Genomic DNA, 26,148 nt, shown 5'->3' with positions numbered 1-26,148 from the left:
GCGGCATGACTGCTGCCAACCACGCCCTGATCATCGTCGACGTCCAGCCGACCTTCTGCGAGGGCGGCGCCCTGCCGGTATCCGGCGGCAACGCGGTCGCCGAGCGGGTGGCCGCTTACGTCACCGCCCACCGCGGCGACTACGCCCTGGTGGTCACCACCCAGGACTGGCACATCGATCCCGGTGAGCACTTCTCCGAGGCCCCGGACTTCGTGGACACCTGGCCGCCGCACGGCGTCGTCGGCACCGAGGAGGCCGAGCTGCACCCCGCCTTGAGGGAGGTGGCCGCGGATGCGAGCGTCAAGAAGGGCCAGTACGCCGCCGCCTACTCGGGCTTCGAGGGCGTGGACGACTCCGGCGTGGCGTTGGACGGGATCCTGCGCGCTCATGGCATTGAGGCCCTGGACGTAGTTGGGCTGGCCGAGTCCCACTGCGTGAAGGAGACGGCGCTCGACGGCGTGCGTGCCGGTTACCGCGTGCGGGTGCTGACGGACCTGACCGCCCCTGTCAGCCCGGAGCAGGGGCGCGCGGCGCGTGCCGCCATGGTCGAGGCGGGCGTGGAACTCGTGTCCTCCGACGCCGTCTGATAAGTGCCGCGGGTGGGAGGCGGTGCCATATCTACCGACCTCGGTACGTAACATCTACCGATCTCGGTACGTAACGTCTACCGACCTCGGTACGTAACGTCTACCGATCTCGGTACGTAACGTCTACCGATCTCGGTGAGGGGCGGGGTGAGAAGCTGGTCTCACAATGCCGTAGCGACTCGTCAGATCGCTGTTGGCGCTGCTAGCGTCTCGCCTCGACGCCACCCGGCGTCGGCGGTCGGCGGCCGACTACCCGGACGCCGCCAGCCGCATCCCGAGCTTCGGAGGAACCACCCACATGCTGGCCGAGCGAATGTGTTGTTGCTGTCGCTGACGACAGCCTCATACCCGTTCGCCGTCCACCCTGAGCGCGACGCGCTCCCCAGCCCATGTGAGGTGCCCCAGTGCACACGTCCGTTCAGGACATCCCCGACGCCGCCTCGCCCGCCGACGCCGCCTCACCCGCCGACGCCGCCTCACCCGCCGATGCCGTCCAAGCCTCGCCTGCCGCGCGCAGCCGCCTGCGTCGGCTGCGCTCCGACCGGGCGGCCATGATCGGAGCGGGAATCGTCGTCCTGACCACCCTGGTCGCCCTGTTCGCCCCGCTGATCACGCGGGTCTTCGGCGTGGACCCCTACACCTACGACCTCGATGCCCTGGACCCCGCCGGGCTGCCGCTCGGCCGCTTCGGCGGCGTCAGCGCCGCCCACCCCTTCGGCGTGGAGCCCCAGACCGGGCGCGACCTACTGGCCATCGTCGTGGAGGGCACCCGCACCTCCTTCGCGATCGGTATGGGCGCCACCGTGGTGTCCATGATCATCGCCATCGCCCTGGGAGTGTCCGCCGGATACTTCGGCGGCTGGTGGGACGCCCTGGTGTCCCGCCTGACCGACATCACCCTGGGCTTCCCCCACCTGGTGTTCATGATCGCCGTCTCCGCGATCGTGCCCGCCACCGCCCCGCGCGTGCCGGTGATGATCGCCATCATCGGGATCCTCGGCTGGCCCTCAACCGCCCGGGTGCTGCGCGCCCGCACGCTCTCGCTGCGCTCGCGCACCTACGTGGGTGCCTCCCGGGCGATGGGCGCCTCCCAATGGCATGTGATCACCACCCAGATCCTGCCCGGCCTGGTGGCCACCATCATCGTGTTCACCACCATCTCCATTCCCGGCAAGATCACCTCCGAGGCGGCCCTGTCATTCCTCGGCGTCGGCGTGGCCCCGCCCACCCCCTCCTGGGGGCGGGCCATCGGCAGCGCCGTCACCTGGGTGAGCACCGACCCCTGGTACCTACTGTTCCCTGGCGCCGCCCTGCTGACGGTGACCCTCGCCTTCAACCTGTTCGGTGACGGCCTGCGCGACGCCCTCGACCCCAGGACGGGAGAGACCCGATGAACCGCCTGCGCTTCCTCGCCTCCCGCACCGCCCAGACCCTGCTGGTGCTGGTGCTCATCGCCTTCGTTACCTTCGCCGTGTTCTCCCTGTGGCCCTCAGACCCCGCCACCATGGCCTGCGGCAAGCCCTGCACGCCGGAGAACCTGGAGCGCGCCCGCGGCTTCATGGGCTACGACCAGCCCTGGTACACCCAGTTCTGGAACTACCTGGCCGGGATCTTCACCGGACGCACCTTCGGCTCGGGCGCCTCCGCCATCACCTGCGCCGCCCCCTGCCTGGGCTACTCCTTCCGCCTGTCGACGCCGGTCACGGAGCTGATCGCCTCCCGGCTGCCGGTGACCGCCTCCATCGCCATCGGCGCCGCCGTCCTGTGGCTGCTGATCGGTGTGGGCGCGGGCGCCGTCTCCGCGCTGCGGCGCGGCAGCCGCCTGGACCGGGCGATCATGACCGGCACGGTCGTGGGCGTGTCGACGCCGTCGTACCTGCTGGGTCTGCTCGGCATCCTCCTGTTCGGCTTCACCCTGGACATGGTGCCCGTATCCGGCTACGTGCCGCTCACGGACAGCCCCGTCGACTGGGCCTGGCACCTGATCCTGCCCTGGTGCGTGCTGGCCCTGATCTCCGCTGCCGTCTACGCCCGCATGGTGCGTGGGGAGATGCTGGAGAACCTGGGTGAGGACTACGTGCGCACCGCCCGCGCCGTCGGCCTGCCCGAGCGCCGGGTGATCGGCCGGCACGTCATGCACAACGTGTCCCTGCCGGTGATCACCTACTTCGCACTCGACCTGGGCGGCATGCTCGGCGGCGCCGTCATCACCGAGCGCGTCTTCTCCATGCCCGGGCTCGGCGCCCTGCTCATGGACGCCGTCGGCTCCACCGACCTGCCGGTGATCACCGGCGTCACGCTGGTTGCCGCCGCCTTCGTAATCGTGGCGAACCTCCTGGTGGACGCCTTCGCCGCCGTCATCGACCCGCGGGTCTGACCCGCCCGAATCCGCTCCTGCCCTCATCCACCCGAAAGGAAAGCCCATGTCCTCCACCCGCCCGACGACGTCGCAGCCCGACCCCGCCCGCCCGCTCGCCTCCGCGGAGCGCAGCGAGCACCGGCCCGCCGCTTCCGGCCGCCGCGCCTTCTCCCGCCGCGGCCTGCTGGCCGGCGCGGGCCTGTCCGGCCTGGCTCTGGCGCTGGCCGCCTGCGGCGCCAACTCGCGCGGCTCGGCAGGTGCCCAGAGCGCCGCGGCCGCCACGGGCACGGCCGGCGGCACCCTGTACGTGCTCAGCACCGACACCGACATCAACTGGGATCCCGCCAAGAGCCAGTCCCTGGCCATCACCTCCCTGGCGCTGGTGCACCGGCGCCTGACCACCTGGGACATCACCGCCGACGGCGCCCCCGCCGTCGTCCCCGACTTGGCCACCGACACGGGCACCGTCTCCGAGGACGGCCTGACGTGGACCTACACCCTCAAGGAGGGCATCACCCTTGAGGACGGGACCCCGATCACCGCCTCCCACATCAAGTACGGCGTGGAGCGCTCCTTCGCCCCCGCCCTGTCCGGCGGGCTCGGCTACCACAAGACCCTCCTGGCTGGGGCGGGGGACTACACCGGCCCCTACGACGGGGCGCACCTGGACGCCATTGAGGTGCCGGACGAGTCCACGATCGTCTTCCACCTGGACCACGCCTACGGGGACTGGCCGTGGATCGTGTCCCTGCCGGCCTTCGCGCCCGTCCCCGAGGACAGCGACGACCCCGCCACCTACGCCCAGGCGCCGGTCGCCTCCGGCCCCTACCGGGTGGATGACTACCGCCAGGGCAGCTCCGTGACCCTGGCCCGCAATGAGAACTGGTCGGCCGCCACCGACGAGGTGCGCACCGCCCTGCCGGAGAAGATCGTCTTCTCCCTCGGGCAGGACGAGGACACCGTCAGCCAGCGCCTGATCGCCGACTCCGGCGACGACCAGTACGCCTTCTCCGCCCAGCTGCTGACCGCCTCCAAGCTGGCCCAGGTCAGTGCGGACGAGGCGGCCTCCGCCCGCCTGGCCACCTCCGACCCCGGCCCGCTGCTGTACCTGGCGATCAACACCGAGCGCATCACCGACCCCGAGGTGCGCCAGGCGATCGCCTACGCCGTCGACAAGACCGCCGTGCAGCGCACCCTGGGCGGGGAGCTCGGCGCCGGCATCGCCACCACCTACATCACCCCGGGCATCCCCGGCCAGGAGGACTACGACCTCTACCCCACGGACATGGACAAGGCCAAGGCGCTGCTGGAAGGCAAGGAGGTGCCCGAGCTGATCCTGCTGTCCCAGAACAATGAGGCGCGCCTGGCGATCTCCCAGGCCGTGCAGCAGTCGCTGACCGAGCTGGGGCTGAAGGTGACCATTGATCCGCAGACCACCGACGCCTACACCGAGCGGGCCACCCAGGGCGACGGCTCCACCTACGACCTGACGGTGGTGTCCTGGAACCCCGACTACCCGTCGGCCAATGCCAACATTCAGCCCCTGTACGCCTCCTCCGAGATCGGCCAGGGCGGGCACAACATCTCCCGCTACTCCGATCCGGAGGTCGACCAGCTGATCACTGAGGCGCTGCAGGAGACCGATGCCGAGGCGGCCGCCGCCAAGTGGGCGGCCCTGGACCGGCGCATCGCCGAGGACGTCCCCGGGGTGCCACTGGTCAACCGCCGCAACTCCTTCCTGCACGGCTCGAAGGTGACCGGCTTCTTCGTGGCGCCCTTCCCCGCCTACCCCAACTACCTGGTGCTGGGGGTGAGCCAGTAGTGCGCGACCGGGAGCCGGAGCCCGCGCTGTCGCTGCGGGGCTTCGGGGTGTCCTTCGCGGGCACGGTTGAGCACGCCAGCGCTGAGATCGACCTGGACCTGGTGCCGGGCCGAGTGCTCGCCCTGGTGGGTGAGTCCGGCTCCGGGAAGTCGGTCACGGCCATGGGGGCGCTCGGCCTGCTCCCGCCCACCGCGGTGGTGACCGGCTCCGCCGTCGTGACCGACGTCGCCAACCGTCTGGGCGCCGTCGACGACGCCTCCCGCCCCGGTGCCGACGGGCCGGTCCCAGCAGCCGACTCGCCGCGGGGAACGCAGCTGGTGGGGGCCGCCCGGGAGGTGCTCGACGACGTGCGCGGCCGCCTGGTCGGCACCGTCTTCCAGGAGCCGACCCAGGCGCTGGACCCGCTGGAGACCATCGCCTCCCAGATCGGGGAGGCGGTGCGCATCCACGCGCCGGGCCGGCCGCGTCGCGCCCAGGTGCGCGACCGCGTCCTGGAACTGCTGGGGCGCGTGGGCCTGGGGGAGGGGGAGCAGGCCGAGCGCATCGCCCGCTCCTACCCGCATCAGCTCTCCGGCGGGCAGCTGCAGCGCGCCTGCATCGCCCTGGCGATGGCCGCCGACCCGCCGGTCCTGATCGCCGACGAGCCCACCACCGCCCTGGACGTAACCGTGCAGGCCGGCATTCTGGACCTGCTGCGGTCCTTGACCGAGTCGGGCGTCGCCGTCCTGCTGATCACCCACGACATGGGGGTGGTTGCGGACGTGGCCGACGACGTCGCCGTCATGCGTCGGGGGCGGATCGTGGAGCGGGGCCGCACCCGGGAACTGTTCGCCCAGCCCCGCCACCCCTACACCCGCGCCCTGCTGGCGGCAGTGCCCCGGCTGGAGTCGCTGCGCGACGGGGCCGTGGAGGAGAACGCGGCGGATCAGGCGCGGCGGGAGGACGGGCCGCGCCCTGCGGAGATCCGAGGTGGCGCCGCCGGTGCGGAGCCCATTGCGGGGGCGGTCGAGCGCGGCTCGCAGCCTGCGCCCGTCGTCGAAATTCGCGGCCTCGACGTCGTCTACCGCAACCGCCGTCACCGGGTGCATGCGGTGCACGATGTGTCCCTGCGCATCGGCGCCGGGGAGGTGCTCGGGCTGGTGGGTGAGTCCGGCTCCGGGAAGTCCACCATTGCCGGCACCCTGACCGGCCTGGTGCCGATCGCGGCCGGGTCGGTGCGCGTATGCGGGGTGGAGGTGGCCGGGGCCGGGCGCCGTGCCCTGCTGCCCGCGCGGCGGGCCACCGGCGTCGTCTACCAGAATCCGGCCTCCTCCCTGAACCCGCGCCGTACGGCGGGCTCGGCCATTGCGGAGCCGATGATCGTGCACGGTGGGTACGGCTCCGCCGCGCGGCGGGCTCGGGTGCGGGAGCTGCTGGATGCTGTCCGCCTGCCGGAGGGCATGGCCGACCGCTACCCGCATGAGATGAGCGGCGGGCAGCGCCAGCGCGTCGCCATCGCCCGCGCGCTGGCGCTGGACCCGCGCCTGGTGATCGCCGACGAGCCGACCAGTGCCCTGGATGTGTCGGTTCAGGCGGTGGTGCTGGACCTGCTGCGCGAGCTGCAGTCCGAGCTGGGCTTCGCCTGCCTGTTCGTCTCCCACGACCTGGCCGTGGTCGACTCCCTGGCCACCCGGACCGTGGTGCTCGCGCATGGGCGGGTGGTGGAGTCGGGGCCGACCCGGCAGGTGCTCGCGCACCCCCGGGAGGAGTACACGCGCCGCCTGGTTGCGGCCGTGCCGGTTCCCGACCCCGAGCTTCAGGCGCGCCGACGCGCCGCCCGCCCCCGCCCCCGCCCCCGCCCCCACCCCTCGCCGAGATCGGTAGATCTTACGTACCGAGGTCGGTAGAAGTGGCACCCGTCGTCGTGCCGGAGGTGAGTACGCCGCGTGGCAAGTTCACAATGCGGGTTCGCCTCCGGTGAAGGGGCTGACGGGAGGCCGGTGCAGGGGTCACCATTGGTCTGAACCCACATGACGTTCGTTTCCATGCTCCGGGAGGCACCCATGGCCATCGCCCACTCGCACCGTTTCACTGAAGGAGACCTGCCAGTTGAGGCCGGCCGCTACCGGCTGGTCGCCTCCGGATCCTGCCCCTGGTGCCGCCGCGTACTGATCGCCCGGCGACTGCTGGGACTCACCGAGGCGATCCCCGTCTCTTGGTGCTATGGGCGGGGGGTCGACGGCTTCTGGGAGCTGACCGGCCCTGACGGAGAGCCCGGCCCCGACCCGGCGCTGGGAAACGCGACCTCCATTGCTGAGGTCTACGCGGGCACCCCTGGCTACACCCCGCCGCCGACGGTTCCGGCGCTGGTGGACACCACCACTGGGCACGTCGTCGTCGACGACTCCGGAGACCTACTGTTCGATCTGGCCACGGCATGGAAGCCGCTGCACCGGGCCGGCGCCCCCGACCTGTATCCGCTGGACCGCCGCAACTCCACCGACGCCTGGGACAAGTGGATCGGCGAACACATCAACCAGCCGCACGCCACTGCCACTCACTCCAAGGACGCCGATGAGGCGACGACTGCCGCCAACAGTGTGCTGCTGGCCTTCGACGTCGTGGACACCCTCCTGGCTCGGGCCACCAAGATGGAGGCATCCCGCGAGGCGGCCCTGACCGTGCAGGACGTGCCGCCGCTGTCCGCCGTGGTGTCCGTGGAGCAGTTCCTGTGTGGCGCCGCCCCCACGGGTAGTGACATTCGCCTGTTCACCACTGTGCAGGCCTACGAGTACGGCGGACGCGCGTACTACCCCGGTGGCGAGGCTCCGTCGATCGCATTCTGGCCGGCGCTGGCCCGCTGGTTCCGGGCGCTGGAGGGACGCGCCGGCTGGGTCGGCACCGAGGAGCGCAGCGCGCTCGGACTCTGAGGTGGTGGCGTGCCCGCGCCATTGGCGGCGGGCCATGCGCAATCAGGGGCTAACCATCGCCGTGAATGGCGGACAACGCTGAGGCGCCACGCCACCGACCACCCGAAGACGGGTCACCGGCTTTTGCCGTTGCGCGGGTGGCTATGGGCAGACCTGCCCATTTGATGGATGTAGTTGTCCACGTACTCTCCTATGCATACATGATCCTGCATGTATCCGACATTAGGAGAGAACGTGAAACATGTATCCGACCGACGTTCTTACCCGAGCGAGCGCGCTCGTAATCGAGGCGTGCCGCTGGCACCAGTGCGCGTCTTCGCGAATACACGCGAAGCGGCCATGGCGGTCCGGACTCTCGAGCCAATGAATGCGTCCACCTGCACCGGAAACAGGGGCTAGTCCGATGGCGGAGAATCTGCGGCGTCAGGCGCTCGGACGCCTGTGCGAGTATGTGTCCAACCAGAACACGAGGCTTGGCTTTGACGGCACCTTGGTGCCGCGCTACGCGGGGCCCTCAAAAGGCGCGGAAATAATGGCGACGGTTAATGCGTCGGACACCTGGACGGGGCCGTTGGCGGATGAGATGGCCGAAGACACCAAAGCGGATGTGGACGCGGTTGATGCAGTATTCGCCAATCTGTTCTGGGATGTCCGGAACGAAAGAAACGCCTTGCCAGTGGAGGTGCCGGAGGACGATCCGGACGCCAACTGGCCCAATGGTGGCGTTTAGGTGCGGCGCCCTAACCAGACTGACAGTCCAACCCGAAGGAGGGTAGTAACAAATGACCGTGCTGCATATGGATCCCACTAAGCTGGAATCAGTGATACAGAATATCCGCGCTCTCGCGGACGAGTGTGACGCCGCCAAGTCGAGGATCTATAGTGAGTTCGAGGCGGAGCATGATCCGACGCCCATCGACGACTTTCCGCCCGCCGCCGATAAAGCGATCGGTAACCTCAATGGCAGGGCCGACACGTTGGAGGAGGCCAAGAATGCCATCGTGGCTGTCAACGAGTCCGGCGTCGGCAGCATGAACGCGGAAGGAGTGATCAGCTGCGATATCCCCGATAGTGTTAGCATCAACAATGTTGAGCAACTAGTATCTTGGTCGGAGGCCGCCATTGATGCCCACGACCTGCAGAATATCGTTGAAACCGGACGCAAGTCCAATGGGCGTGACTACGACCAAGTGATAGAATCGATGCGGGAGCACGCGGACGACTCCGTGTACGCGGAGACCTATATCGATTGCGTGGGCCCGGAGAACCTCACCCAATTGCCACTGAATGTGGAAGGACGCGTGTGCACGCACTTCGACGGGGGAATCGATTCCGGTGACGTATGCGTGACGTTGCTAGACCAAAAGGCCGCCGGGGAACTCGCTGAGCTCCAGGGCACACTGCTTGCGTCGGCATCCAAAAGGTGGGACGACGATAAATGTCGTTCTGTCGCAAAAGCTATTTCGGGATCCGTTGATGACAAGGAGGGGTGGGGGCAGGCCACGGTCCTGAACGCCATGCTCGACGGACACGATGAGAACGGCGATCATGTTAACGACCTGGACTTCAATGACGCCTTCCTGGCTTCTTTGGCCAACCGTCTCGACGACATTAACTGGGATTGGGATGTACCGCCGGGCGGTCGGTACCTGGCCGGACAATCGATCGACCCGATGGCCGGCGTACTTGACGCCATGGGTAATAATCCCGAGGCTGCGCTTGATTACCTTGCCCCTGCGTCTACTGGCGGCGACTTCGACACGACGCGGCTCGAGGAACTGTCGAAGCGCGAGTGGGATGAGCAGGGATTTGCAGGATTCACCGCCGCGGCGGCTGCGGCCTCGAGCTTGCGTTCCTCGAATGCTCCAGACGTGCGAGATCGGGCGAACGCTCTGACGGACAACAGCATCCATTTGCTTGCAGTGAATACCGATGAGAGTATATACGACGATGATGCGAAGGCTCGCATCGGCCTCCTGCTGGCGAACTGTCCCGGAGAACTGACCAATGCTTGGACCGGTGCTGATGTGCTCGAAGATACTATGCACACTGAGATGCGGTTCTCTGCCGCCAGTGTCGAAGACGCGAATATCTTGACATATCGGGTTGCTGACTCGGTTGACGCCGTGAGTACCATTTACGTTCAACTCCTGGGGTATGCGCACACAAGTGGAGTGTCGACGGCGCGGAAGAACCACGATGGTGCCCCTGCACAACAGATAGAAGACATCAATGCTGCGTATAACAATGCCAGCGAGGCGACAGGTGCGTTGGTGGGGATTGCCGACAGAAAAGCGGATAACATGAACGCCGATGCAGATGCGGACGCTGGGTTCCAGAATCTCCTCCTTGATTTGACGTACGCCGTCTTTGTCGGAGCAATTACTGCGGCTGCGGCGCCCCTTGGGCCTGTAGCGGCGGGTGCTGCGGCGGGATCTACAGCGGGGGTCGGAACTCTAAGGAAGCCTGTAGTTGCGGATCATGTTGAGTCGGCGGCTCCGGCCACCGCTGAAAGTGATGAATTGCTGTGGACGGCAGCGGTTCAGGATGCTTCTGAGCTTGGGATCTTGGATCAAGATCTGTACACGTACAATGGTAGCAATGACGACTACGACTGGATAGTCCACGATCCGGAAGGCAACTACAGTATCATGTGGGATGCGGCAAGCTCCGACACGGACATAGTGGGTCAATTGACACGTTGGCGGAATGAGGTCGGAACCGGCTTAGGAGACCATACTATATCCAAGTTGAAGAGTGACTTCGATAGGTATTTCAATGAAGGCAAGGCGTATGTGGATGACAGGCCGGAGATTCCTGGTTATGTTGAACCGGCCGATAGAACTGATGACAAATAATGGAGCGGGAAGGTTTCGAGTTGTAAGTTGATATGGCCTGGAGATCCGGCCCGACGGCAGGGGCAACCAAGTTTGTGGCTGGTTAGGGCTTTGCTGGCAAGGTTGGGGGTTTTGGGCGTGTTTTCGGGGCGGCGCGGCCTTCCTGCGACGATAGGTGGTGCTAGCCCATTCTCGCCACGTAAGGAGTCGCGCCGGCGCATCGCAGTCCATCACACTTGCCTTGGCGTGCCATCCCCTGGTAGGGGTGTTCGTCACCGCGCGGGCCCGGTCGGGCGCGGGTGTGCCACCGGCTGGATGCGGTGCTAGGGCGTGTTATGTAGGTCGTTTGAGCCAGTGGTTGATGCTGGCGATGTGGGTGGTGGTCTGGTGGCGGACGGTGCGCTTGTCGTATGTGGTGGCCATGGTCCGGTTCTGTTTGATGCGGCCGATGCAGCGCTCCACGGCATTGCTGTCCTTGTGCGCCGCGGTGTCGGGGTTCGTCTACTACTCCAGTTGGTGCTCTGCTACGCCGGTTGGGTGTTTGTTGAAGGGTCCTGAGCCCTTCAGCGGACGCCGAAGAGGCGTAGTAGGCACCGAAGGGGCATACCCAACGCCATCTACCATGCGCCATACGCCGCGGCCCGCACATTCGGCGATCCTTGCGCCGCGGCGCGGACCCGTACGGCCATGCCTGCGACGCGCCGACGGCCCGCAGATCGAGGTCAGGGGGGCGGTAGGCGAGGCGAACGTTTCCAGTATTCCTAGTCGTGGAGCGGCGACTGAAGCAGAGGGACGCCCTTACGGGCGCGAAACAGGACCCACCCCACTACACTCACAAACGCGAAGAGCTATCAAGGCCATCAAGCCCCTAACAACCCCCGAGCCACACATCGACTTTGCCGCCCCCTGCCACCAAACCCGGGAAGGGTATGAGCGGATGGCCCCTGTCTTCGAAGGTGCGGCTAATCGGCTGGCGAATTCCTGATCGCCTTCATGGGCAGCAGCAGTTGCATGTCATCGACGGGTGAGACGACGAAGTCTCCGTTGGCCAGGTAGAAGGACTTGGCCGCCTCGTCCCGGCAATGGATCAGGAGGGCGCGCGCGCCCACGATCTCGCTGACCTCAAGAGTTCGTGCCAGGGCATCCTTGAGAAGTGCGGCGCCGATGCCCTGGCGTTGCGCGCGCTGGTCGACGGCGAGCCGTGCGAGCAGGACGCAGGGAATCTCGCGCGGCGCCTGCTTGGCGACGCCTGCCGGAGCGTCTGTCTTTACGATGCAGGCAGTTGCGAGCGCGTAGTACCCGAGCACCTCGCCGTCCTGGACGGTCACGTAGGTGATCGCGTTGTCCACCTTCTGGCTCTGCCAGGCGAAACGATGCAGCCAGTCATCCAGCTCCTCGGCGCCGCTGTGGAATCCACTTCGGGAGTCGTCGCGAGTCAGTCGCCGAGGAGCCTCCAGGATGCCAGTGGCCATTCCTACTCCGGGTCCTTTGAAAGCTCGATGCGGGTCCCGAAGGGAGACGGGCGGTTCCATAGCCGCTCGAAGCGTGAGGTGTCGGTCAGGGGGGCGTCGAGCACCTGCATGACTCGATCGAACGTGGCGTTATCAACGGTGAACCAGCGACGATTTGTCATGACTCGCTCGGCTTCCATAGTTGCGGACGAGAGTATGAACTCGCTGACGGTGCGGTCCGTTTGGGTCGCGGCTTGTTGGATCAGGGCCTCTTGGCGCGGCGTGGCGCGCAGATCGATCCGCCGGGTCTTGACGGGTGACATGGTGGTTCCTCCTCGTACGGATAATGTACGTACGGAAGTCCCGCCTTGCAATAGCCGTGCCTCACCGCCCCAGCACCGGGTTGTACAGCAGCCGGTTCGGCGTCGTCGGGCACTCCTCGCCCACCGCCATCGGCGCGATCAGCCGGTCCGCCCGCAGGTCCTCCAGGCGCGCCACCACCCGGTCGCGCAGCGTCCACGGGTCGATGGTGTTGAGGTAGATCTTGGTGCCGCCCTCAAAGCCCGCCAGGGTGGAGACCCGCCACTTCAGGGTGATGTGCCAGGGCATCGGCTGGTCGACGTCGATCGGCTTGTGGTGCCACTCCTCGTTGCTGGGCACATCCGCGCCCGTGGCGGCATGCAGGGCGTGCAGCAGGTCGGAGACGGCGTCCACCTCATCCCGGCTCATCAGCCACGGCTCGCAGGTGGGCGACGTCGAGTACACCTCCAGGGTGGGGTAGCGGTGCCCGAAGCCGGCGAAGGCCACCGCGTGTTCATTGGACGCCACCAGTAGGCCCCGGTAGGCGGCGTAGTCGACGCCCATCTCGTTGTACAGGTTGGGGTTGGCGCGCACCCGCTGCAACTCCAATTCGGAGGACACGCCCCGCTCGTCGATGCCCACCAGCTGCTTGTGCAGGTGGTCGAAGGACGCGCCGGCCGGGCGCAGCCAGTTCTGGAACACCGCCACATAACGAACCCAGCGGTTGGCCTGATACAGGTCATGCGCGGACTGGACGGCAAGGCGGATGTAGGCGCGGTGCTCGGCCGGGGTGAGCGTGCCGGACCCGGCCAGGGAGGAGGAGTCGACGGCGTCGTCGGTGTAGTGCCGCCGCGCCACGATCACGTCGTGACCGCCGGCGAAGAATGCGGCCAGGTACTCGCGCCGGGCGGCGTCGTCCATGGTCTCCCAGGCCTCGGGGCTGCGTCCCGACGCGCGCAGCTTGGCGCGGGCCACCCGGGCCACGTGGGCGGCGCCGGCCGGATCGGCCAGGTAGGCCTCCATGCGTTCCCGGGCGGCGTCGGGGACCTCGTAGCCGTGGTTGGCGTGCCAGTAGTCGTAGGACAGGATCTCGAACAGGTTCGGGATGCGGCGAAACTCGGCGACCGTGTCGAACAGCTCGGAGGCGGGCAGGGCGTCGATCCGCTCGAAGCCGCCGTCGGGCGTGGCCACGACGCGGGACTTCTCCGGCGGAGTCTCGGTGTAATGCGCCGGGCAGAAGGTGCAGGCGCGGGTGCGCTCGGCCGGGGTGAGCTCGTGCACCTCGGCGGCGGGGTGGGAGATGGGGCGGTTGCCGCGCCCGGGCACGGTCCACACCTCGGTGCCGGTGAAGGGACTGATCTGCTTGACGGTCCCGTCCGCCATACGGGTCAGCGGCTCGGCGGAGGGGGAGTACGGCTGGAGCATGCTCCTTAGTATCGCGCCGCCGTCGCCCTCCCGGACCGATATCGACGGCGCATCCCCGCGCCTATCCGCGTGCTCGGAGGCTCCGCCCGCGCGTCACTGGGCCCGGGTGATCGAGGCCGGCAGGTCGGCCTGCCGGGCGAGGAGCACGACGTCGTAGTCGGTGTGCCCGATGACGTACAGGCCCGGCCAGGAGCCGACGGCCGCGTAGTAGAGGACGAGCACCTTGCCCGGCTCGTACCAGCCGATGTCACCCGGCTGCGGGGCCCCGGCGGTCATGCCGGTGGTGTCCAGGTCCTGCGGCAGGGAGGCGGTCAGCTCCTGCCCGCCGTAGTCGGAGAAGCTGACATCCAGGGGCAGCTGAGCCAGTAGGGAGCGGGTGGCGGCGCTGTCGTCGAGGGTTGCCTCCATGACGGTGCCGTCGAAGGCGTTGCCGAGGCTGATGTGGATCGGGGTTGTTCCTGCTTGGGACACGGTGGCCTCCGGGGTGGGTTCTGACCCGCTGGCGGGCCTGCTCGTGGGGGCCGCCGCTCCGCGGCCTGCTGCCGACGACGACGCCGCACCGCTGCTGCGGGAGGTGCAGCCCGTCATGGCCAGGGCGCCCAGGGCGACGGGTAGCGCCCCTAGCAGGCGACGGCGGGTGGGCTCGTGGGAGAAATGTGACACGAGGCCAATGTACTGCGTTTACTCGCAGGCGATTCCGTCGTTGTCGCGGTCCAGCCCACTGCGGTATCCCGGGTCGTCCCGGTACAGGGGCGCGGCGCCCGCAGCCCGGGCCTCACTGCAATTCTGGTAGTACACCGACGTGTCCTGCTGCGGCATCAGGGGCACCGGCGCCGGGGCGGCCTGCTCGGCCTGCCTGGCGGCCTCCTCCGGGGCGGCCTGCTCGGCCTGCCGCGCCGCCTCCTCCTGGGCAGCCTGCTCGGCCTGCCTGGCGGCCTCCTCCTGGGCAGCCCTTGCCGCCGCAGCCGACGCCGATGCCGCAGCGGACGCCTTGGCGCGGGCCGCAGCCGCCGATGCCGAAGCAGCCGCCGATGCGGCCGCGTCAGCCGCGTCATGGTTGACCGTGAGGGTGATTACCTGGTCTGCTGCCGCCGTCGACCCGGCGGCGGGGTCCTGCTCCCTGACTGACCAGTTCTCGGGGATGATTACGGTCTCCTCACCGTCAATGTCGGTGAAGTCGGGCCGCGCGGTGAAACCCGCCTGCTCGATCGCCTCGGCAGCCTCCTTGCCGTCCAAACCCACCAAGTCCGGGACGACCAGCGCGGCGGCAGTGGTCTGCACCGGCTGCGCCTCGGATTCGGGGGACACGCCGCATCCCGCAAGCGCCTGGCAGGCGCCGAGCAGGAGGGCGATGACGGCGAAGAGCACGACCGTGCCGCGCCGCTGACTCAACAGGTGCGGGATCCGGGTCGAAGGGGTGTGGGCGGACGCTGCCGGCATGGGGGACTTCCTGGGGACTGGGATGGGAATCGTGGGGACTGAGAGGACCTCAGATGCTCAGCACCGTACTGGCGCGGGCGACGGCCGTTGCCCGCAGCCGCGGAATCGCAATCACTAATCAACCCGACGGTGAGATTCGTGATCGTCGTGTAGTGCGCACGGGCGGACGCTCCCCGGCGCCGCCAACGTCCACAGGCGCGGTTCGTGCACCCCTTATCCACAGAGCTCGAATGGCCCGGATGCGGGAAGCGGCCGACTGCCCGACGCTGGTGGTGCGGGCACGGCGCCCGCAGGACGTGACCAAGGCCGGTCACGCCCTCATCCCCAAGGAGGAGACCATGAAGAAGACCCTGTCCACCTTGCACAACGCCTGGGCCCTCGCCCACGGCGTCCCGCCCGCCCTGGACGGCCTCGAGGGCCGGGACGGTGAGGACGGCATGGCAACCGCCGAGTACGCCATCGGCACACTCGCGGCGGCGGCCTTCGCCGGGTTGCTGTTGGCCATCATGCGTTCGGGCAGCCTGACCGGCGTCCTGCGCGGCGTCATCGAATCGGCGCTGTCGGTGGGCTGAGGCGGACATGTGGACGCCACCAAGCCAGTGGGCGGTCGCGCCCGCGAACCGCCGGGCCGCTGCGGCCGACGCCGGCGGTGAGGCGGGGATGGTGACGGCGGAGCTCGCCGTGACCATGCCGGCAGTCGTCCTCGTGCTGCTGCTGATGCTCGCCGCCATCAGCGCAGGCGTCACCCAGCTGCGGGTCACCGACGCCGCCCGCGTCGCCGCCCGGCAGGCCGCGATCGGCTCCAGCGACGTCGTCGGTGCCGCCCAGCGTGCGGGCGGGCCGGTGACGGTGAGTGTCGAGACCGGCGAGCTCACCTGTGTGACGACGAGCCGCCGGGTTCCGGGGCCGCTGGGCGGCCTGGGGCTCACCGCCCGCTCACGTGCCTGCGCCTACACCGAGCCCGCCTCCGCCCAGGCGGGTGCGCCGTGAACCGGGCGGCGCGCCCGCCGCAGGCGCCGCCCGGCGCGGAGGAGGAGCGCGCCTGCCGGGACGGTCCCCCAGGGGGCTCCGAGCGGGGGTCCGGCACGGTCATGGTGCTGGGCATCATCGCCGTTGCCCTGTGCCTGGCCCTGGGCGCAACCGGACTGATTCAGGCTCAGGCCGCCGCTGGGCGGGCCCGCGCGGCCGCCGACCTGGCGGCACTCGCCGGGGCGACGGCGCTGACCTCCGTGCTCGCCCCCGCCGACCCCTGCGCCACCGCCCAGCGGGTGGCCCGGGCCAACGGCGCCGAGCTGGGCTCCTGCACGGTCGACGGCGAGGATGTGACGGTGACGGTCGCGGTGCCGACCCGGGTCCTGGGGATCACGCGTCGGGCCGGCGCTGCCGCCCGCGCCGGGCCGGTCAACCCGCTGTGACCGCCGGGAGGCGCCGCCGGCGCATGCGAGGTGATGCCGGCCGGCGGCGGCATGGCACGGTAAACCGCGGTATGCCGCCGCCGGGCCCGAATCCGGGGCGAGCACCCCGATTACTGGGGCGCCGAGGGGAAGGGCCTCGGCGTCATGACATGAGAAGGTGGGATCGTGAACGCAGCCGCCGTCTTGCCCGTGGCCGTGGCCTGCCTCGTGGCCGCCGCATCCGTAGGCGTGGCCGCCGGGCCGGCCTCCGGCTTCGCCCGCAGCTACCTCGGCCGGCTGGAGCCGGGCGCTGCACCGGGCGCCTCCCCCACCGCTCCGAGTGGTCCCGGCCCGCGCATACGCGCCCGGGGCCTGCTGGAACGCCGCCCCCAGGCGGTGCTCGCGACGATCCTGTGCACGGTGACCCTCGCGTGGGGACTGGGCCACGGCACGCCCGCCGAGACGGCCCTGACCCTCCCGGTGATTGCCCTGCTCGGTGTGGCCGGCAGCGTAGACGTCGTCTGCCACCGGCTGCCCGACCGTCTGCTCGGCGCCGCAGCGCTGTGGCTCCTGGCGGTCAGGGTCGCGCAGGCCCTCGGCAATATGCTGCTGGTGGCACCGTCGGCGGCGGGAGCCTGGCGGGTGCGCCGGGCAGTCCTGTGCGCGCTCGTGGTTGGCGCGGCCGCGCTGGTCGTGTGGCTCATCCGCGCATCCGGCATGGGGCTCGGCGATGTCAAACTGTGCGCCCTGCTGGGCCTGTGGCTCGGCTACGCGGGGGTGGGGCACGTGGTCACCGGCTTAATGCTCAGCTTCGTGCTGGCCGGGCTGGCGGCCATCGGGATGGTGATCACTGGCCGAACCGGGCTGAAAGACACCATTGCCTTCGGCCCCTACCTGGTGGCGGGCGGCTGGCTGGCCTGGATGCTAGCCGTCGCCTGAGGCCGCAACCTGCACGGGGACCGGGCCGCTGGGCGCGCCGCCAGGCCTGCGCCGCCAGGCCTGCGCCGCCAGGCCTGTGCCGTGGCCGGCGCCTACGGCGTGGCTGCGCCGTCGGCCCCACCGGACACGGCGTTGTCGGGGATCGCATCCAGCAGCAGTCGCAGCAGTGCGATCGCGCCCGCCTTGTCCAGCGGCTCGTTGTTGTTTCCGCACTTGGGTGACTGCACGCAGCTCGGGCAGCCGCCGGTGCACGGGCACTCGCAGACCACTGCGAGCGTCGCCTCCAGCCAGGCGCGCCCGGCGCGGAAGCCGCGCTCGGCGAAGCCGGCGCCGCCGGCCTGGGCGTCGTGCACGAACACCGTGGGCGTCAGCGTCTGCGGGTGCAGCGCCGTCGACAGTCCGCCGATGTCCCAGCGGTCGCAGGTGGCCAGCAGTGGCAGCATCCCGATCATGGCGTGCTCGGCCGCGTGCAGTGCGCCCGGCAGCTCATCCGCATCCAGCCCCGCTCGGACGGTGGCCTCCACCGGCACCGTCCACCACACCGCGGCCGTGGGCAGCACATGCTCGGGCATGGACAGCGGGTGCTGGGAGATCACCTCCATGCCCGGCAGCGCCAGCTTGTTGTAGCCGATCACCTGGCTGGTGACCTCCACCGAGCCGAAGGCCCACACCACGCCGTCGGCCCACTGCCGCCGCTCCCGCTCGGCGACGATGCGCACCGAGCTCTGCTCGCGCGCCCGCGTGCGGTAGCCGACGGCGGCCTTCCGGCTGACGACGGCCGCATCCTCGGTCAGCTCCTCCACCAGGTAGACCTGGCCCTGGTGCACGTACACCGCCCCCGGGTGGACGGTGGAGTCCGCGGCAGCGCCGGAGACGGTGCCGACGACGGCGCCGGTCGCCTCCTCCACCACCGGCACGTCCGCCGGCCCGTCCCCGCGCAGGGAGGTCAGGTCTTGTGCCCGTCCCGGCAGGCTCGTGTTCCAGAACCAGCCGGCCGGGCGGCGCCGCAGCGCCCCGCGGGCGGCCAGCTCCGCCAGCAGGGAGTCGTCGGGCAGGCCGAACAGGGGCAGGTCCTCCTCCCGCAGCGGCGACTCCGAGGCCGCCGCGCACAGGTGCGGGGCCAGCACATACGGATTGGAGGGGTCGAAGACGGTCGCCTCCGGGGCGGCGAATACGTCCTCGGGGTGATGCACCAGGTAGGCGTCCAGCGGGTTGTCGGAGGCGATCAGCACCGCCACTCCGTTACCGCCCGCGCGCCCGGCCCGGCCCGCCTGCTGCCACAGGCTCACCCGGGTGCCCGGCCAGCCGGCGATGATGACGGCGTCCAGGCCGGTGACGTCAATGCCCAGTTCCAGGGCGTTGGTGGTGGCCAGGGCGCGCAGCCGGCCGTGGCGCAGGTCCTGCTCCAGGGCACGGCGCTCCTCGGGCAGGTAGCCGCCCCGGTAGGCGGCGACCGTGCCCGCCAGCCCCGGCTGGGACATACCCAGCGTGTGCCGGGCGTGCTCGGCCACGATCTCGGCGCTCCGGCGCGAGCGCACGAACACCAGCGCCCGTGCCCCCACGCTGAGCAGGTCCACCAGCAGCTCGGCCGCCTCCACGACGGCGCTGCGGCGCGCCGACGGGTCCTCCGACGGATCGTCCGTGTCCGGGCCGGTGCCGGGGGACGTCCCTGAGGTAGACGGTTGTGACGGTGAGACGGGCGTGTGGGCCCGCCCGGCCGGTGCCTGCGCGGGGGGCGCGGCGGCCTCGCCCGGCCGGTTCAAGTGGGGGTCGGCGGCGGGGAAGTCGAGCGCCTCGGCCAGGGCCGCCACCGAGTTCTCCCAGGCCGACCAGGGATCGCGCAGGGCCGGCTGCCACAGGGCGAGCGTGTGCTCGCCGGTGGGGGCGTCGTCGTCGGTGATGGCGGTGACGGCCTCAGGCGGGACCCCGATCAGGCGCGCGGCCGTGAGGGCAGGCTCAGCCGCCGTCGCCGACGCGCACAGCACCACCGGCTCGGGGCCGTGCGGCCGCAGCCGCCGGACCAGCCGCAGCAGGCGGCGGATGACGAGGGCCACGTGAGCGCCGAGGATGCCGCGGTAGGCGTGGCACTCGTCGACCACCACGTAGCGCAGTGAGCGCAGGAAGCGGTTCCAGCGTTCATGCCCGGGCAGGAGCGAGAAGTGCAGGAAGTCGGGGTTGGTGAGGACGACGTCGGCGTGGGCGCGGGCCCAGTCGCGCTCGGGCAGGGGCGTGTCACCATCGCATGCGGCCGTGTGCACCGTGCGCAGCGAACCACCCGAGACGCCCGCCTCGCGCTGGACGGCCTCCAGCTCTGCGACCAGGCGGCTGAGCGCGGCGGCCTGGTCGGCGGTAAGTGCCTTGGTCGGGGACAGGTACAGGGCGGTGGGGCGGCGGCCGTAGGCGGAGATGCGGCTGTCCGCGCCGGCGCGCTGGGCGGCCAGCACCGCCGAGAGGGCGGGCAGCCAGGCGGCCAGGGACTTGCCGGAGCCAGTGCCGGTGGCGAGCACCGTGTGGCGGCCCGAGTGGGCGGAGACGGCGGCGGCGACCTGGTGCGTCCACGGGCGTTCCACGCCCAGGCGGGTGTAGGCGGCGACCAGCTCGGGGTCCGCCCACTCCGGCCAGTCGCCATGGCGGCCGGGCCGGGCCGGGGTGCGCTGGAGGTGAATCAGCCGACGGTCACGCGCGCCGATGCTCTCAAGCAACTCGGTGAGGTCGCGCGCGGGCGAGTGCGGCTGGGTGGTCATGGGGCAAGTGTGCCGCAGGGGTACGACGCGAACGGTAGCCGGGGGAGGCGCGGCCAGGCGGGGAGACCTAGGCGGCCCCGAGCGGAGCCGCCGGGCACGTATAGGTTCCGGGTGGGGCTGGCACCGGTTCCGGGTGGGTCCGGCACCGCTTCCGGGCCGGGCCACGTTGATGGGCACGGTCCTGCGCGGGCGCGAATCGCTCGCGGGCAAGTCCTGCGTGGGCGCGAATCGCTCGCCAGTTCCCTTCATCGGGGGCAGACTCGGGGCATGGCGAGACCCTGGCGCAATGATCGTGTGCGGATTCTGCGGTACTGGTGGATGCTGGAGCTGTTCGATCCCCAGCCGGTCCCCAAGCTCACCGGGCGCTCGGGGCGCCCATCCGCGCGTCAGGTCATCGAGTGGCACCCCGGCGACCCGCTTCCCTGGCAGACGCTGCCCGCACCGGCACCGCGCGGCAAGAAGCGCTCTGCGTGGCGTCACACGGTCTACCTGGGCGTATACGAGCTGGAAGAGGTGTATGGCTTCCTGCATCGCGTCTTCGCCGATGATCGTGACGCCTATGACCAGCGCCGTGCAGGCCGCAGCGCCTGCGCCGCTGTGCAGGTCGACGAGTACGGGAGGCTGGTGGAGGGTTCGGCGGTGCTCTCCTCGGCGCTGTGGGCGGCTGCCCAGATCAGCGGTACGGGCGCCGCCCCGGACTTGGACTGGGCGGGCAGCTTCGCCACTGCCAACCAGGCCTTCGGTGAGCAGGTGGATGTGGCCGAGGGGCTGCGCCGCGACGAGCTCGGTGTGGATGCGCCACTCCCGCAGGATGACAACTCCCTGCAACGGCTGCTGGGAATCGCCTATGGCGCCGCCGGAGTCAGCGGCAGTAATCCGCTCTCCAGTGACCGCATCATCATTGCCTCTTCGGTCGTTTCTGGAGACCGTAATGACGCAGCCGCCGCAGACAGCGACTTCCTCAACAGCTTCTTCCTTGGGGAACTCGCGGCGGTGCAACGGGACCTGGACGGTGACTACTGCCCGAAGACGCTGGCCGCCTACCTGACCCCGGACGAGTCGGCCCCGGCACATGAGCGGATCGACGTCATGCAGCAGGACGGGGTGGTTGACGCGGCCGTGGGCATCGAGCGACTGCCGCTGGGGCGCTGGCCCTCCGAACCTACGCATCCGCTGGCCCTGCGCCAGCAGTTCGCAGTCAATCAGGCGCTGAACGAGCTATCCGCCGCGGGCGGCATCATGGGCGTCAACGGTCCTCCCGGCACCGGGAAGACCACGATGCTGCGTGAAATCCTGGCGGGGAACGTGGTGGAGCGCGCGCATCGGTTGGCGTCCCTCAGCAGGCCTGAAGACGCATTCACCGGCATCACCCACCGTTGGAGCTCCGCAGACAGGTATCCGCGCAGAGTCCGCCAACTGCGGCCGGAACTGACCGGCTTCGAGATGGTCGTCGTCTCCGCCAACAACGCGGCCGTTGAGAACATCAGCGTGGAGATCCCCACGCGCGATGCAATCGCTCCCAGATGGCGAGAAGAGGCCAATTACTTCGCGGACATAGCCACAGCGGTTATGAATGACGGCAATGGGAGCGGAGCAGACCAACCGCGCCAGGAGGCCTGGGGGCTGGTGGCCGCACCGCTGGGGAACAAGCGCAACCGGGCGGCCTTCCGCAGCGCCTTCTGGTTCGACCAGCAGGACTGGAAGACGCGGACGCCAGTGCCGGGAGGTGAGCGCATGCAGACCCGTTTGAAGCAGTGGCGCGACGGCGAGGTGCCGCATCCGAGCTGGGGGAGGGCACGGGCGGACTTCCACCGAGCCGAGCAGCGCGTCGAGGAGCTGGTCAGGCGGCGGCGTGCCGCACAGGAGCGGTGGGAGGACCTGAGGTCGGCCTTGGAGGAGGAGACCGCGCGGGCCGAACAGCTGCGCCGTCGGGCAGCGGAAGTGGCCGCGGCCAACCACCGGGTGCACGACTACAAGGCCGAGGTGCAGCGAGCGCTCGCGGAGCGCCTCGAGGCGGAGCAGGCGCATAGACGGCAGCTTGAGTCCCGCCCCAGGGTGCTCGAAACCATCTTCACCCTCGGCCGGGCAGCCAGGCAGTGGCGCACGCGCCTGGAGCCCCTGGAGGACAGCCTGCAACAGGCGGTGCGGAACTGGCAGGGGGTCAGCGAGCGCGCATACCGGCTCCAGGATACGAGCCAGAGACTGGCCGAACAGCAGGCGTGGGCCGAGGCGTCCCACCAACAAGCGGCCCGGAAGGCGGCCGAGCTGCGCCGTCGTGTCGCAGCCGATCAGGAGGAGTACGGGCCCGCCTACCCGCGCCGGGCACGAGACCGGGCGGAACGTGAAATGCGCGCGCCGTGGCTCGACGAGACCCTGGACGCGGCCCGTGCAGAACTGTTCCTGGCGGCCCTGCAACTGCACGAGGCCTTCCTGGCGAATGCGGCCGGGGACATGCTTGAGGGCCTGCGCGCCGCGATCGACGTCGTCGGCGGTGACAGCCCCGCACGGCTTGAGGAGGAGAAGCTGCGTGCCGCGTGGCAGACCTTCTTCCTGGTCGTGCCCCTGGTGTCGACCACCTTCGCCTCGATCGGACGGATGTTCTCCGGTCTCGGGGCCGAGTCGCTCGGCTGGCTGCTGATCGACGAGGCCGGGCAGGCGTGCCCGCAGCACGCCGTCGGGGCGATCTGGCGCGCGCGGCGGGTCGTGGCGGTGGGGGACCCCCTGCAACTGCAACCGGTGGTGACGATGCCGCGCAAGGCGACGCGAGACATCGCCAAGGGCGTTGGCGTATCACCGGTCTGGACGCCGCCGGAGGCCTCCGTGCAGACGCTCACCGATCGGGTATCGCAGTACGGCACCATGCTGGGGCGGGCAGAGAACCGGGTCTGGGTGAGTGCGCCGCTCACCGTGCACCGGCGCTGCGATGACCCGATGTTCTCGCTGTGCAATCAGATCGCCTACGACGGCATCATGATCACCGGGGTGCACCGCCGTTTGGATGACCCGGGCCACCCCGACCTGTTCGACGGCCCGGAGGGGCCGCGGATCGCCACCAGCCGGTGGTTCGACGTGCCGGCCACGCGGCGCGGCACCCACCTGCAGGGCCAGCAGATCCAATGCCTCGGCGAGCAGCTTGAGGCACTCATCGGCAGGGGTGTTGATCCCGCGCGGATCATCGCGATCTCCCCCTTCCGGGAGGTTGCCGACCGGATTAGCGCGATGGCGGCGCGGTGGGGGATCATGCCGGGCGGCACGATCCACACCGCACAGGGGCGGGAGGCGGACGTGGTGTTCCTGGTCCTGGGCGGCGATCCGGGTGCGCCCGGGGCGAAGGCGTGGGCGTCGTCGACCGTGAACCTCGTCAACGTTGCTGCGAGCCGGGCCAGGAGGCGCCTGTACGTGATCGGCGACCGCGCGGCGTGGATGCACTACCCCTACTTCCGCGATCTCGGCGGCGCCCTCGAGTCGGAGCCGTATTCGTGAGTGACCCGCCCGGCCCCGCGGCCCCGAGCCGGATGAGACGGGTTGGCGCCCCGGTTGCCGTCTGCCACGATTGGCGCATGCGCAGCGATTCTCTCGGCTCACTCACCGAGGCGGCCCTGGCCGCGGCCGCCGGCGGATCCGTCTATGGGCGCGGTCAGGGCCTGGCGGACGCGGTTGGCGAGCTCCGAATCGCCGACGGCGAGGCCACCGCCACGGTTTCCGGCACCTTCCCCTATTCGGTTCGGCTGACCTGGCAGCAGGATGAGGACGGCGGGGTCGCGGGCAATTGCAACTGCCCGCACCACGCCTCGGGCGCCTTCTGCAAGCACCTGGTGGCCGTCGGCCTGGCCGTGCTGCAAGCGGCCAAGCGCTCCAGCGCCCTCATGGGGGCGGAGCCGACGGGGGCGAAGGAACCGGCCCCTGAGGATGACGCGGCCACCGCCGTCGAGCACTACCTGAATGGCCTGGATGCGGACCAGCTGCGTGGGCTGATCCTGAACCTCGCCGAATCCAATGCGGAGGTGTTCCGCTCGCTGAGCACGACGGCGTCGCTGGTCGGCGGGGACGTGGAGGCAGTCGCCGCGGACCTGATGGTGCAGGCGAAGTCCGTCACTGGAGTGCGCCGCTTCCTCGGCTACCGGGAGGCCATGGACTACGGCAAGGACGTGAGTGACGTCCTGAACGAGCTAGAGCCCCTGCTCGAGACCGCCGACGGCGCTAAGGCGGCGGCACCCGCACTGCTCCACATCACCACCCGCCTGCGCAAGCAGTTGGAGAGGAACATTGACGACTCCAGTGGCGTAGTCGGCGGGGTCTGCCAGCGTGCCGTTGACCTGTACGCCCGCGCCTGCTGCGCCAGCCCGCCCGAGCCCGGCAAGCTCGGACGCTGGCTGGCGAAGTTCCGGCTGGACTCGCCCGGCTGGCCCTCGGTCACCCTGGCGGAGTTCCTGCCGGCGCTGGGGGACAAGGGCCTGAACGTCTACCGGCGTGCGGCGGCCAAGGCGGAGGCGGCCGCCGAGGCCGCGGGGAAGAGCCCGGACTTTGACCTGAAGCGGATACTGCTGGAGCTGGCCGATCACGACGGCGACGTCGACCGCGCCGTCCAGCTGCTGAGCCTGGGTGAGCACGCCGAGTACGGGGCGATCGTTGAGCGGCTGCTCGCGGCGGAGCGCCGTCGGGAGGCGATGGCGTACCTGGACCGGGCGGTAGCCGAGGGGCGTGTGTCCACCAGCAACCTGGACTACTGGCGCAGGCGGGGCGGCGGCTACTGGATCGATCCGCTGCGTGCGGCCGAGCTGTACCGCGAGGACGGGCGCGACGACGATGCGCTGGAAATGGCCCGTGCCCTGTTCCGTCGCGCGCCCACCCCGGAGATGCTCGACGTCCTCACCGCCGTCGGCGCCTGGACGGGCCGGGAGGATGCGGAGCGGGAGGAGGCGCTGGCATGGGTCGAGGGAAAGTCCTGGCGCAGCGGCGACCCGGTGATCGAGCTGGCGCTGCACGTGGGCGATGTCGAGCGGGCCTGGGCGGCCGCCGACCGCTGGGGCGTCGGCTACGCCTGGCGGCAGCTCGCCGACGTCACCCCGCAGCCGCGTCCGGACGACGCCATCGCCTTGTACCGCCAGGCCATTGAGGAGACGCTCATTCCGGTCGGACGGAAGGCGGCCCGTGAGGCGGCGGTGCTCGCCACCCGCATGATGGCGCTGGCCGCGGCCGCCGACGGCGCGGAAGGCGTGTACGGGGTGACCCAGCCCTACGACGCCGCACCCGAGGGCAGCCGCGTGGCGGGTTGCCGCGCGTGGCTCACCGATCTGCGCGAGCAGTACCGGCGCCGGCCCACCGTCCGCGAGGAGCTCGACCGGGTCGGGCTGTGAAGCCGGGGAGGCGGTCGTTGGTGCCCGGGGACGGAGTGGCCTACTACGTGGGATCGTGCTGCAGTACGCCGGTTAGGCGTTGATTGAAGGGCTGCGGAGCCTTCAGCGCAGGTCTAACCGGCGTAGCAGGCGCCGAAGGGGCGTACCCGATGTGCCCTGCGGCCCCGCAGTCTCGGCACCTGTAGGCCGCGGCGCCGCGGAGGACCGCACCGTCAATCACCATGCCCCCAAACCGGAAGAGCCCGTTTGTGCTGGTGGGGCGGCGCTGGCGGTGTGGGTGCCTCCGGGTGGGCTCGCCCGTGTGCTCGGTGAGGATCGTTGGGCGCAGTCAGGCGTCCAGGGCCGTTCCCGCGGTGCTGGGGCCTGGTTGTCGGTGGTTGAAGGGGGTGGGTGGATCTTGTGCTGCCCCTGGTTGGACCGCTTGCGCGCGCTTGGACCTTCGAAGGCGCCCCGTGACCATTCCCGGTGTTCCTACTTGGACCGCTTGCGCGCGCTTGGACCGCTGTAACCGGTGGCTACGGCGGTCCAACGGGGGCACAGGGGTCCAACGGGGGAACAGCGGTCCAACTGGCAGGCGTAACGGC

The 26,148-nt window shown here is 69.9% G+C and carries 20 protein-coding genes; 14 read left to right on the top strand and 6 right to left on the bottom strand.

Features of this window, described 5'->3' with window-relative positions:
- Window positions 1–5: 5 nt before the first annotated feature.
- The 8 genes from E4J16_RS13200 (at window position 6) to E4J16_RS13165 (ending at window position 10,535) form a co-directional block, all read left to right on the top strand.
- Window positions 6–587: an isochorismatase family protein gene (locus E4J16_RS13200; protein WP_136191822.1), complete on the top strand. Its 582-nt coding sequence runs from the start codon at window positions 6–8 to the stop codon at window positions 585–587.
- 404 nt (window positions 588–991) lie between these two features.
- Window positions 992–1,981 carry an ABC transporter permease gene (locus E4J16_RS13195; protein ID WP_136314260.1) on the top strand — a complete coding sequence of 330 codons (990 nt, stop codon included), beginning with the start codon at window positions 992–994 and terminating at the stop codon, window positions 1,979–1,981.
- A complete protein-coding gene (locus E4J16_RS13190) occupies window positions 1,978–2,964 on the top strand; it encodes an ABC transporter permease (RefSeq protein ID WP_136191820.1) in 987 nt (328 codons plus the stop codon). The genes E4J16_RS13195 and E4J16_RS13190 overlap by 4 nt, the downstream gene beginning before the upstream one ends.
- 46 nt (window positions 2,965–3,010) lie before the next feature.
- On the top strand, window positions 3,011–4,768 hold the full coding sequence (locus tag E4J16_RS13185; protein WP_136314259.1) for an ABC transporter substrate-binding protein: 1,758 nt from the start codon (window positions 3,011–3,013) through the stop codon (window positions 4,766–4,768).
- A complete protein-coding gene (locus tag E4J16_RS13180) occupies window positions 4,768–6,654 on the top strand; it encodes a dipeptide ABC transporter ATP-binding protein (RefSeq protein ID WP_136314258.1) in 1,887 nt (628 codons plus the stop codon). The genes E4J16_RS13185 and E4J16_RS13180 overlap by 1 nt, the downstream gene beginning before the upstream one ends.
- A 156-nt stretch (window positions 6,655–6,810) precedes the next feature.
- Window positions 6,811–7,677, top strand: a complete 867-nt coding sequence (locus E4J16_RS13175; protein ID WP_136192130.1) for a glutathione S-transferase family protein — start codon at window positions 6,811–6,813, stop codon at window positions 7,675–7,677.
- Window positions 7,678–8,080: 403 nt separating this feature from the next.
- Complete coding sequence (locus tag E4J16_RS13170; protein ID WP_136191818.1) at window positions 8,081–8,407, top strand: hypothetical protein; 327 nt, start codon at window positions 8,081–8,083, stop codon at window positions 8,405–8,407.
- A 52-nt stretch (window positions 8,408–8,459) separates the two neighbouring features.
- Entirely contained in the window at window positions 8,460–10,535 is a 2,076-nt protein-coding gene (locus E4J16_RS13165) for a DUF6571 family protein (protein ID WP_136314257.1), read from the top strand.
- A 941-nt stretch (window positions 10,536–11,476) separates the two neighbouring features.
- On the opposite strand, the gene E4J16_RS13155 is transcribed toward E4J16_RS13165, so the two are convergent.
- From E4J16_RS13155 to E4J16_RS13135, 5 genes are all read right to left on the bottom strand, one after another.
- Window positions 11,477–11,986 (bottom strand): GNAT family N-acetyltransferase, encoded by a 510-nt coding sequence (locus tag E4J16_RS13155; RefSeq protein ID WP_136314256.1) that lies wholly within the window; start codon window positions 11,984–11,986, stop codon window positions 11,477–11,479.
- 2 nt (window positions 11,987–11,988) lie between these two features.
- Complete coding sequence (locus E4J16_RS13150) at window positions 11,989–12,288, bottom strand: type II toxin-antitoxin system TacA family antitoxin (RefSeq protein ID WP_136314255.1); 300 nt, start codon at window positions 12,286–12,288, stop codon at window positions 11,989–11,991.
- Between the two features lie 61 nt (window positions 12,289–12,349).
- The gene (locus E4J16_RS13145) at window positions 12,350–13,690 is read right to left on the bottom strand and encodes a DUF4921 family protein (protein WP_136314254.1); all 1,341 of its coding nucleotides are present in this window, start codon (window positions 13,688–13,690) and stop codon (window positions 12,350–12,352) included.
- A gap of 93 nt (window positions 13,691–13,783) precedes the next feature.
- Window positions 13,784–14,353 carry a cyclophilin-like fold protein gene (locus tag E4J16_RS13140; RefSeq protein WP_136314253.1) on the bottom strand — a complete coding sequence of 190 codons (570 nt, stop codon included), beginning with the start codon at window positions 14,351–14,353 and terminating at the stop codon, window positions 13,784–13,786.
- Between the two features lie 18 nt (window positions 14,354–14,371).
- On the bottom strand, window positions 14,372–15,130 hold the full coding sequence (locus E4J16_RS13135) for an excalibur calcium-binding domain-containing protein (RefSeq protein WP_136314252.1): 759 nt from the start codon (window positions 15,128–15,130) through the stop codon (window positions 14,372–14,374).
- Between the two features lie 338 nt (window positions 15,131–15,468).
- Here E4J16_RS13135 and E4J16_RS13130 point away from each other — a divergent pair, with 338 nt between their 5' ends.
- The 4 genes from E4J16_RS13130 to E4J16_RS13115 all read left to right on the top strand — a co-directional run bounded on the left by E4J16_RS13130 (window position 15,469) and on the right by E4J16_RS13115 (window position 17,463).
- Window positions 15,469–15,702, top strand: coding sequence for a DUF4244 domain-containing protein (locus E4J16_RS13130; RefSeq protein ID WP_136314717.1), 234 nt, complete (start codon window positions 15,469–15,471; stop codon window positions 15,700–15,702).
- Between the two features lie 7 nt (window positions 15,703–15,709).
- The gene (locus E4J16_RS13125; RefSeq protein WP_240038154.1) at window positions 15,710–16,120 is read left to right on the top strand and encodes a TadE family type IV pilus minor pilin; all 411 of its coding nucleotides are present in this window, start codon (window positions 15,710–15,712) and stop codon (window positions 16,118–16,120) included.
- Window positions 16,117–16,545 (top strand): Rv3654c family TadE-like protein, encoded by a 429-nt coding sequence (locus E4J16_RS13120; protein WP_275669553.1) that lies wholly within the window; start codon window positions 16,117–16,119, stop codon window positions 16,543–16,545. The genes E4J16_RS13125 and E4J16_RS13120 overlap by 4 nt, the downstream gene beginning before the upstream one ends.
- Before the next feature lie 165 nt (window positions 16,546–16,710).
- Window positions 16,711–17,463, top strand: a complete 753-nt coding sequence (locus tag E4J16_RS13115; protein ID WP_240038153.1) for an A24 family peptidase — start codon at window positions 16,711–16,713, stop codon at window positions 17,461–17,463.
- A gap of 92 nt (window positions 17,464–17,555) precedes the next feature.
- On the opposite strand, the gene E4J16_RS13110 is transcribed toward E4J16_RS13115, so the two are convergent.
- Window positions 17,556–20,207: a DEAD/DEAH box helicase gene (locus E4J16_RS13110; RefSeq protein ID WP_136314250.1), complete on the bottom strand. Its 2,652-nt coding sequence runs from the start codon at window positions 20,205–20,207 to the stop codon at window positions 17,556–17,558.
- Between the two features lie 267 nt (window positions 20,208–20,474).
- Here E4J16_RS13110 and E4J16_RS13105 point away from each other — a divergent pair, with 267 nt between their 5' ends.
- Both E4J16_RS13105 and E4J16_RS13100 read left to right on the top strand, forming a co-directional pair.
- Complete coding sequence (locus tag E4J16_RS13105; RefSeq protein WP_136314249.1) at window positions 20,475–23,690, top strand: DEAD/DEAH box helicase; 3,216 nt, start codon at window positions 20,475–20,477, stop codon at window positions 23,688–23,690.
- Window positions 23,691–23,767: 77 nt separating this feature from the next.
- Window positions 23,768–25,564 (top strand): SWIM zinc finger family protein, encoded by a 1,797-nt coding sequence (locus tag E4J16_RS13100; RefSeq protein ID WP_136314248.1) that lies wholly within the window; start codon window positions 23,768–23,770, stop codon window positions 25,562–25,564.
- The last annotated feature ends 584 nt before the right edge of the window (window positions 25,565–26,148 follow it).

The sequence above is a fragment of the Actinomyces procaprae genome, from assembly GCF_004798665.1.
GTDB classification, from domain to species: domain Bacteria; phylum Actinomycetota; class Actinomycetes; order Actinomycetales; family Actinomycetaceae; genus Actinomyces; species Actinomyces procaprae.
The sequence above is the reverse complement of the archived record's forward strand: the minus strand, read 5'-3'. Positions and strand labels throughout refer to the sequence as shown.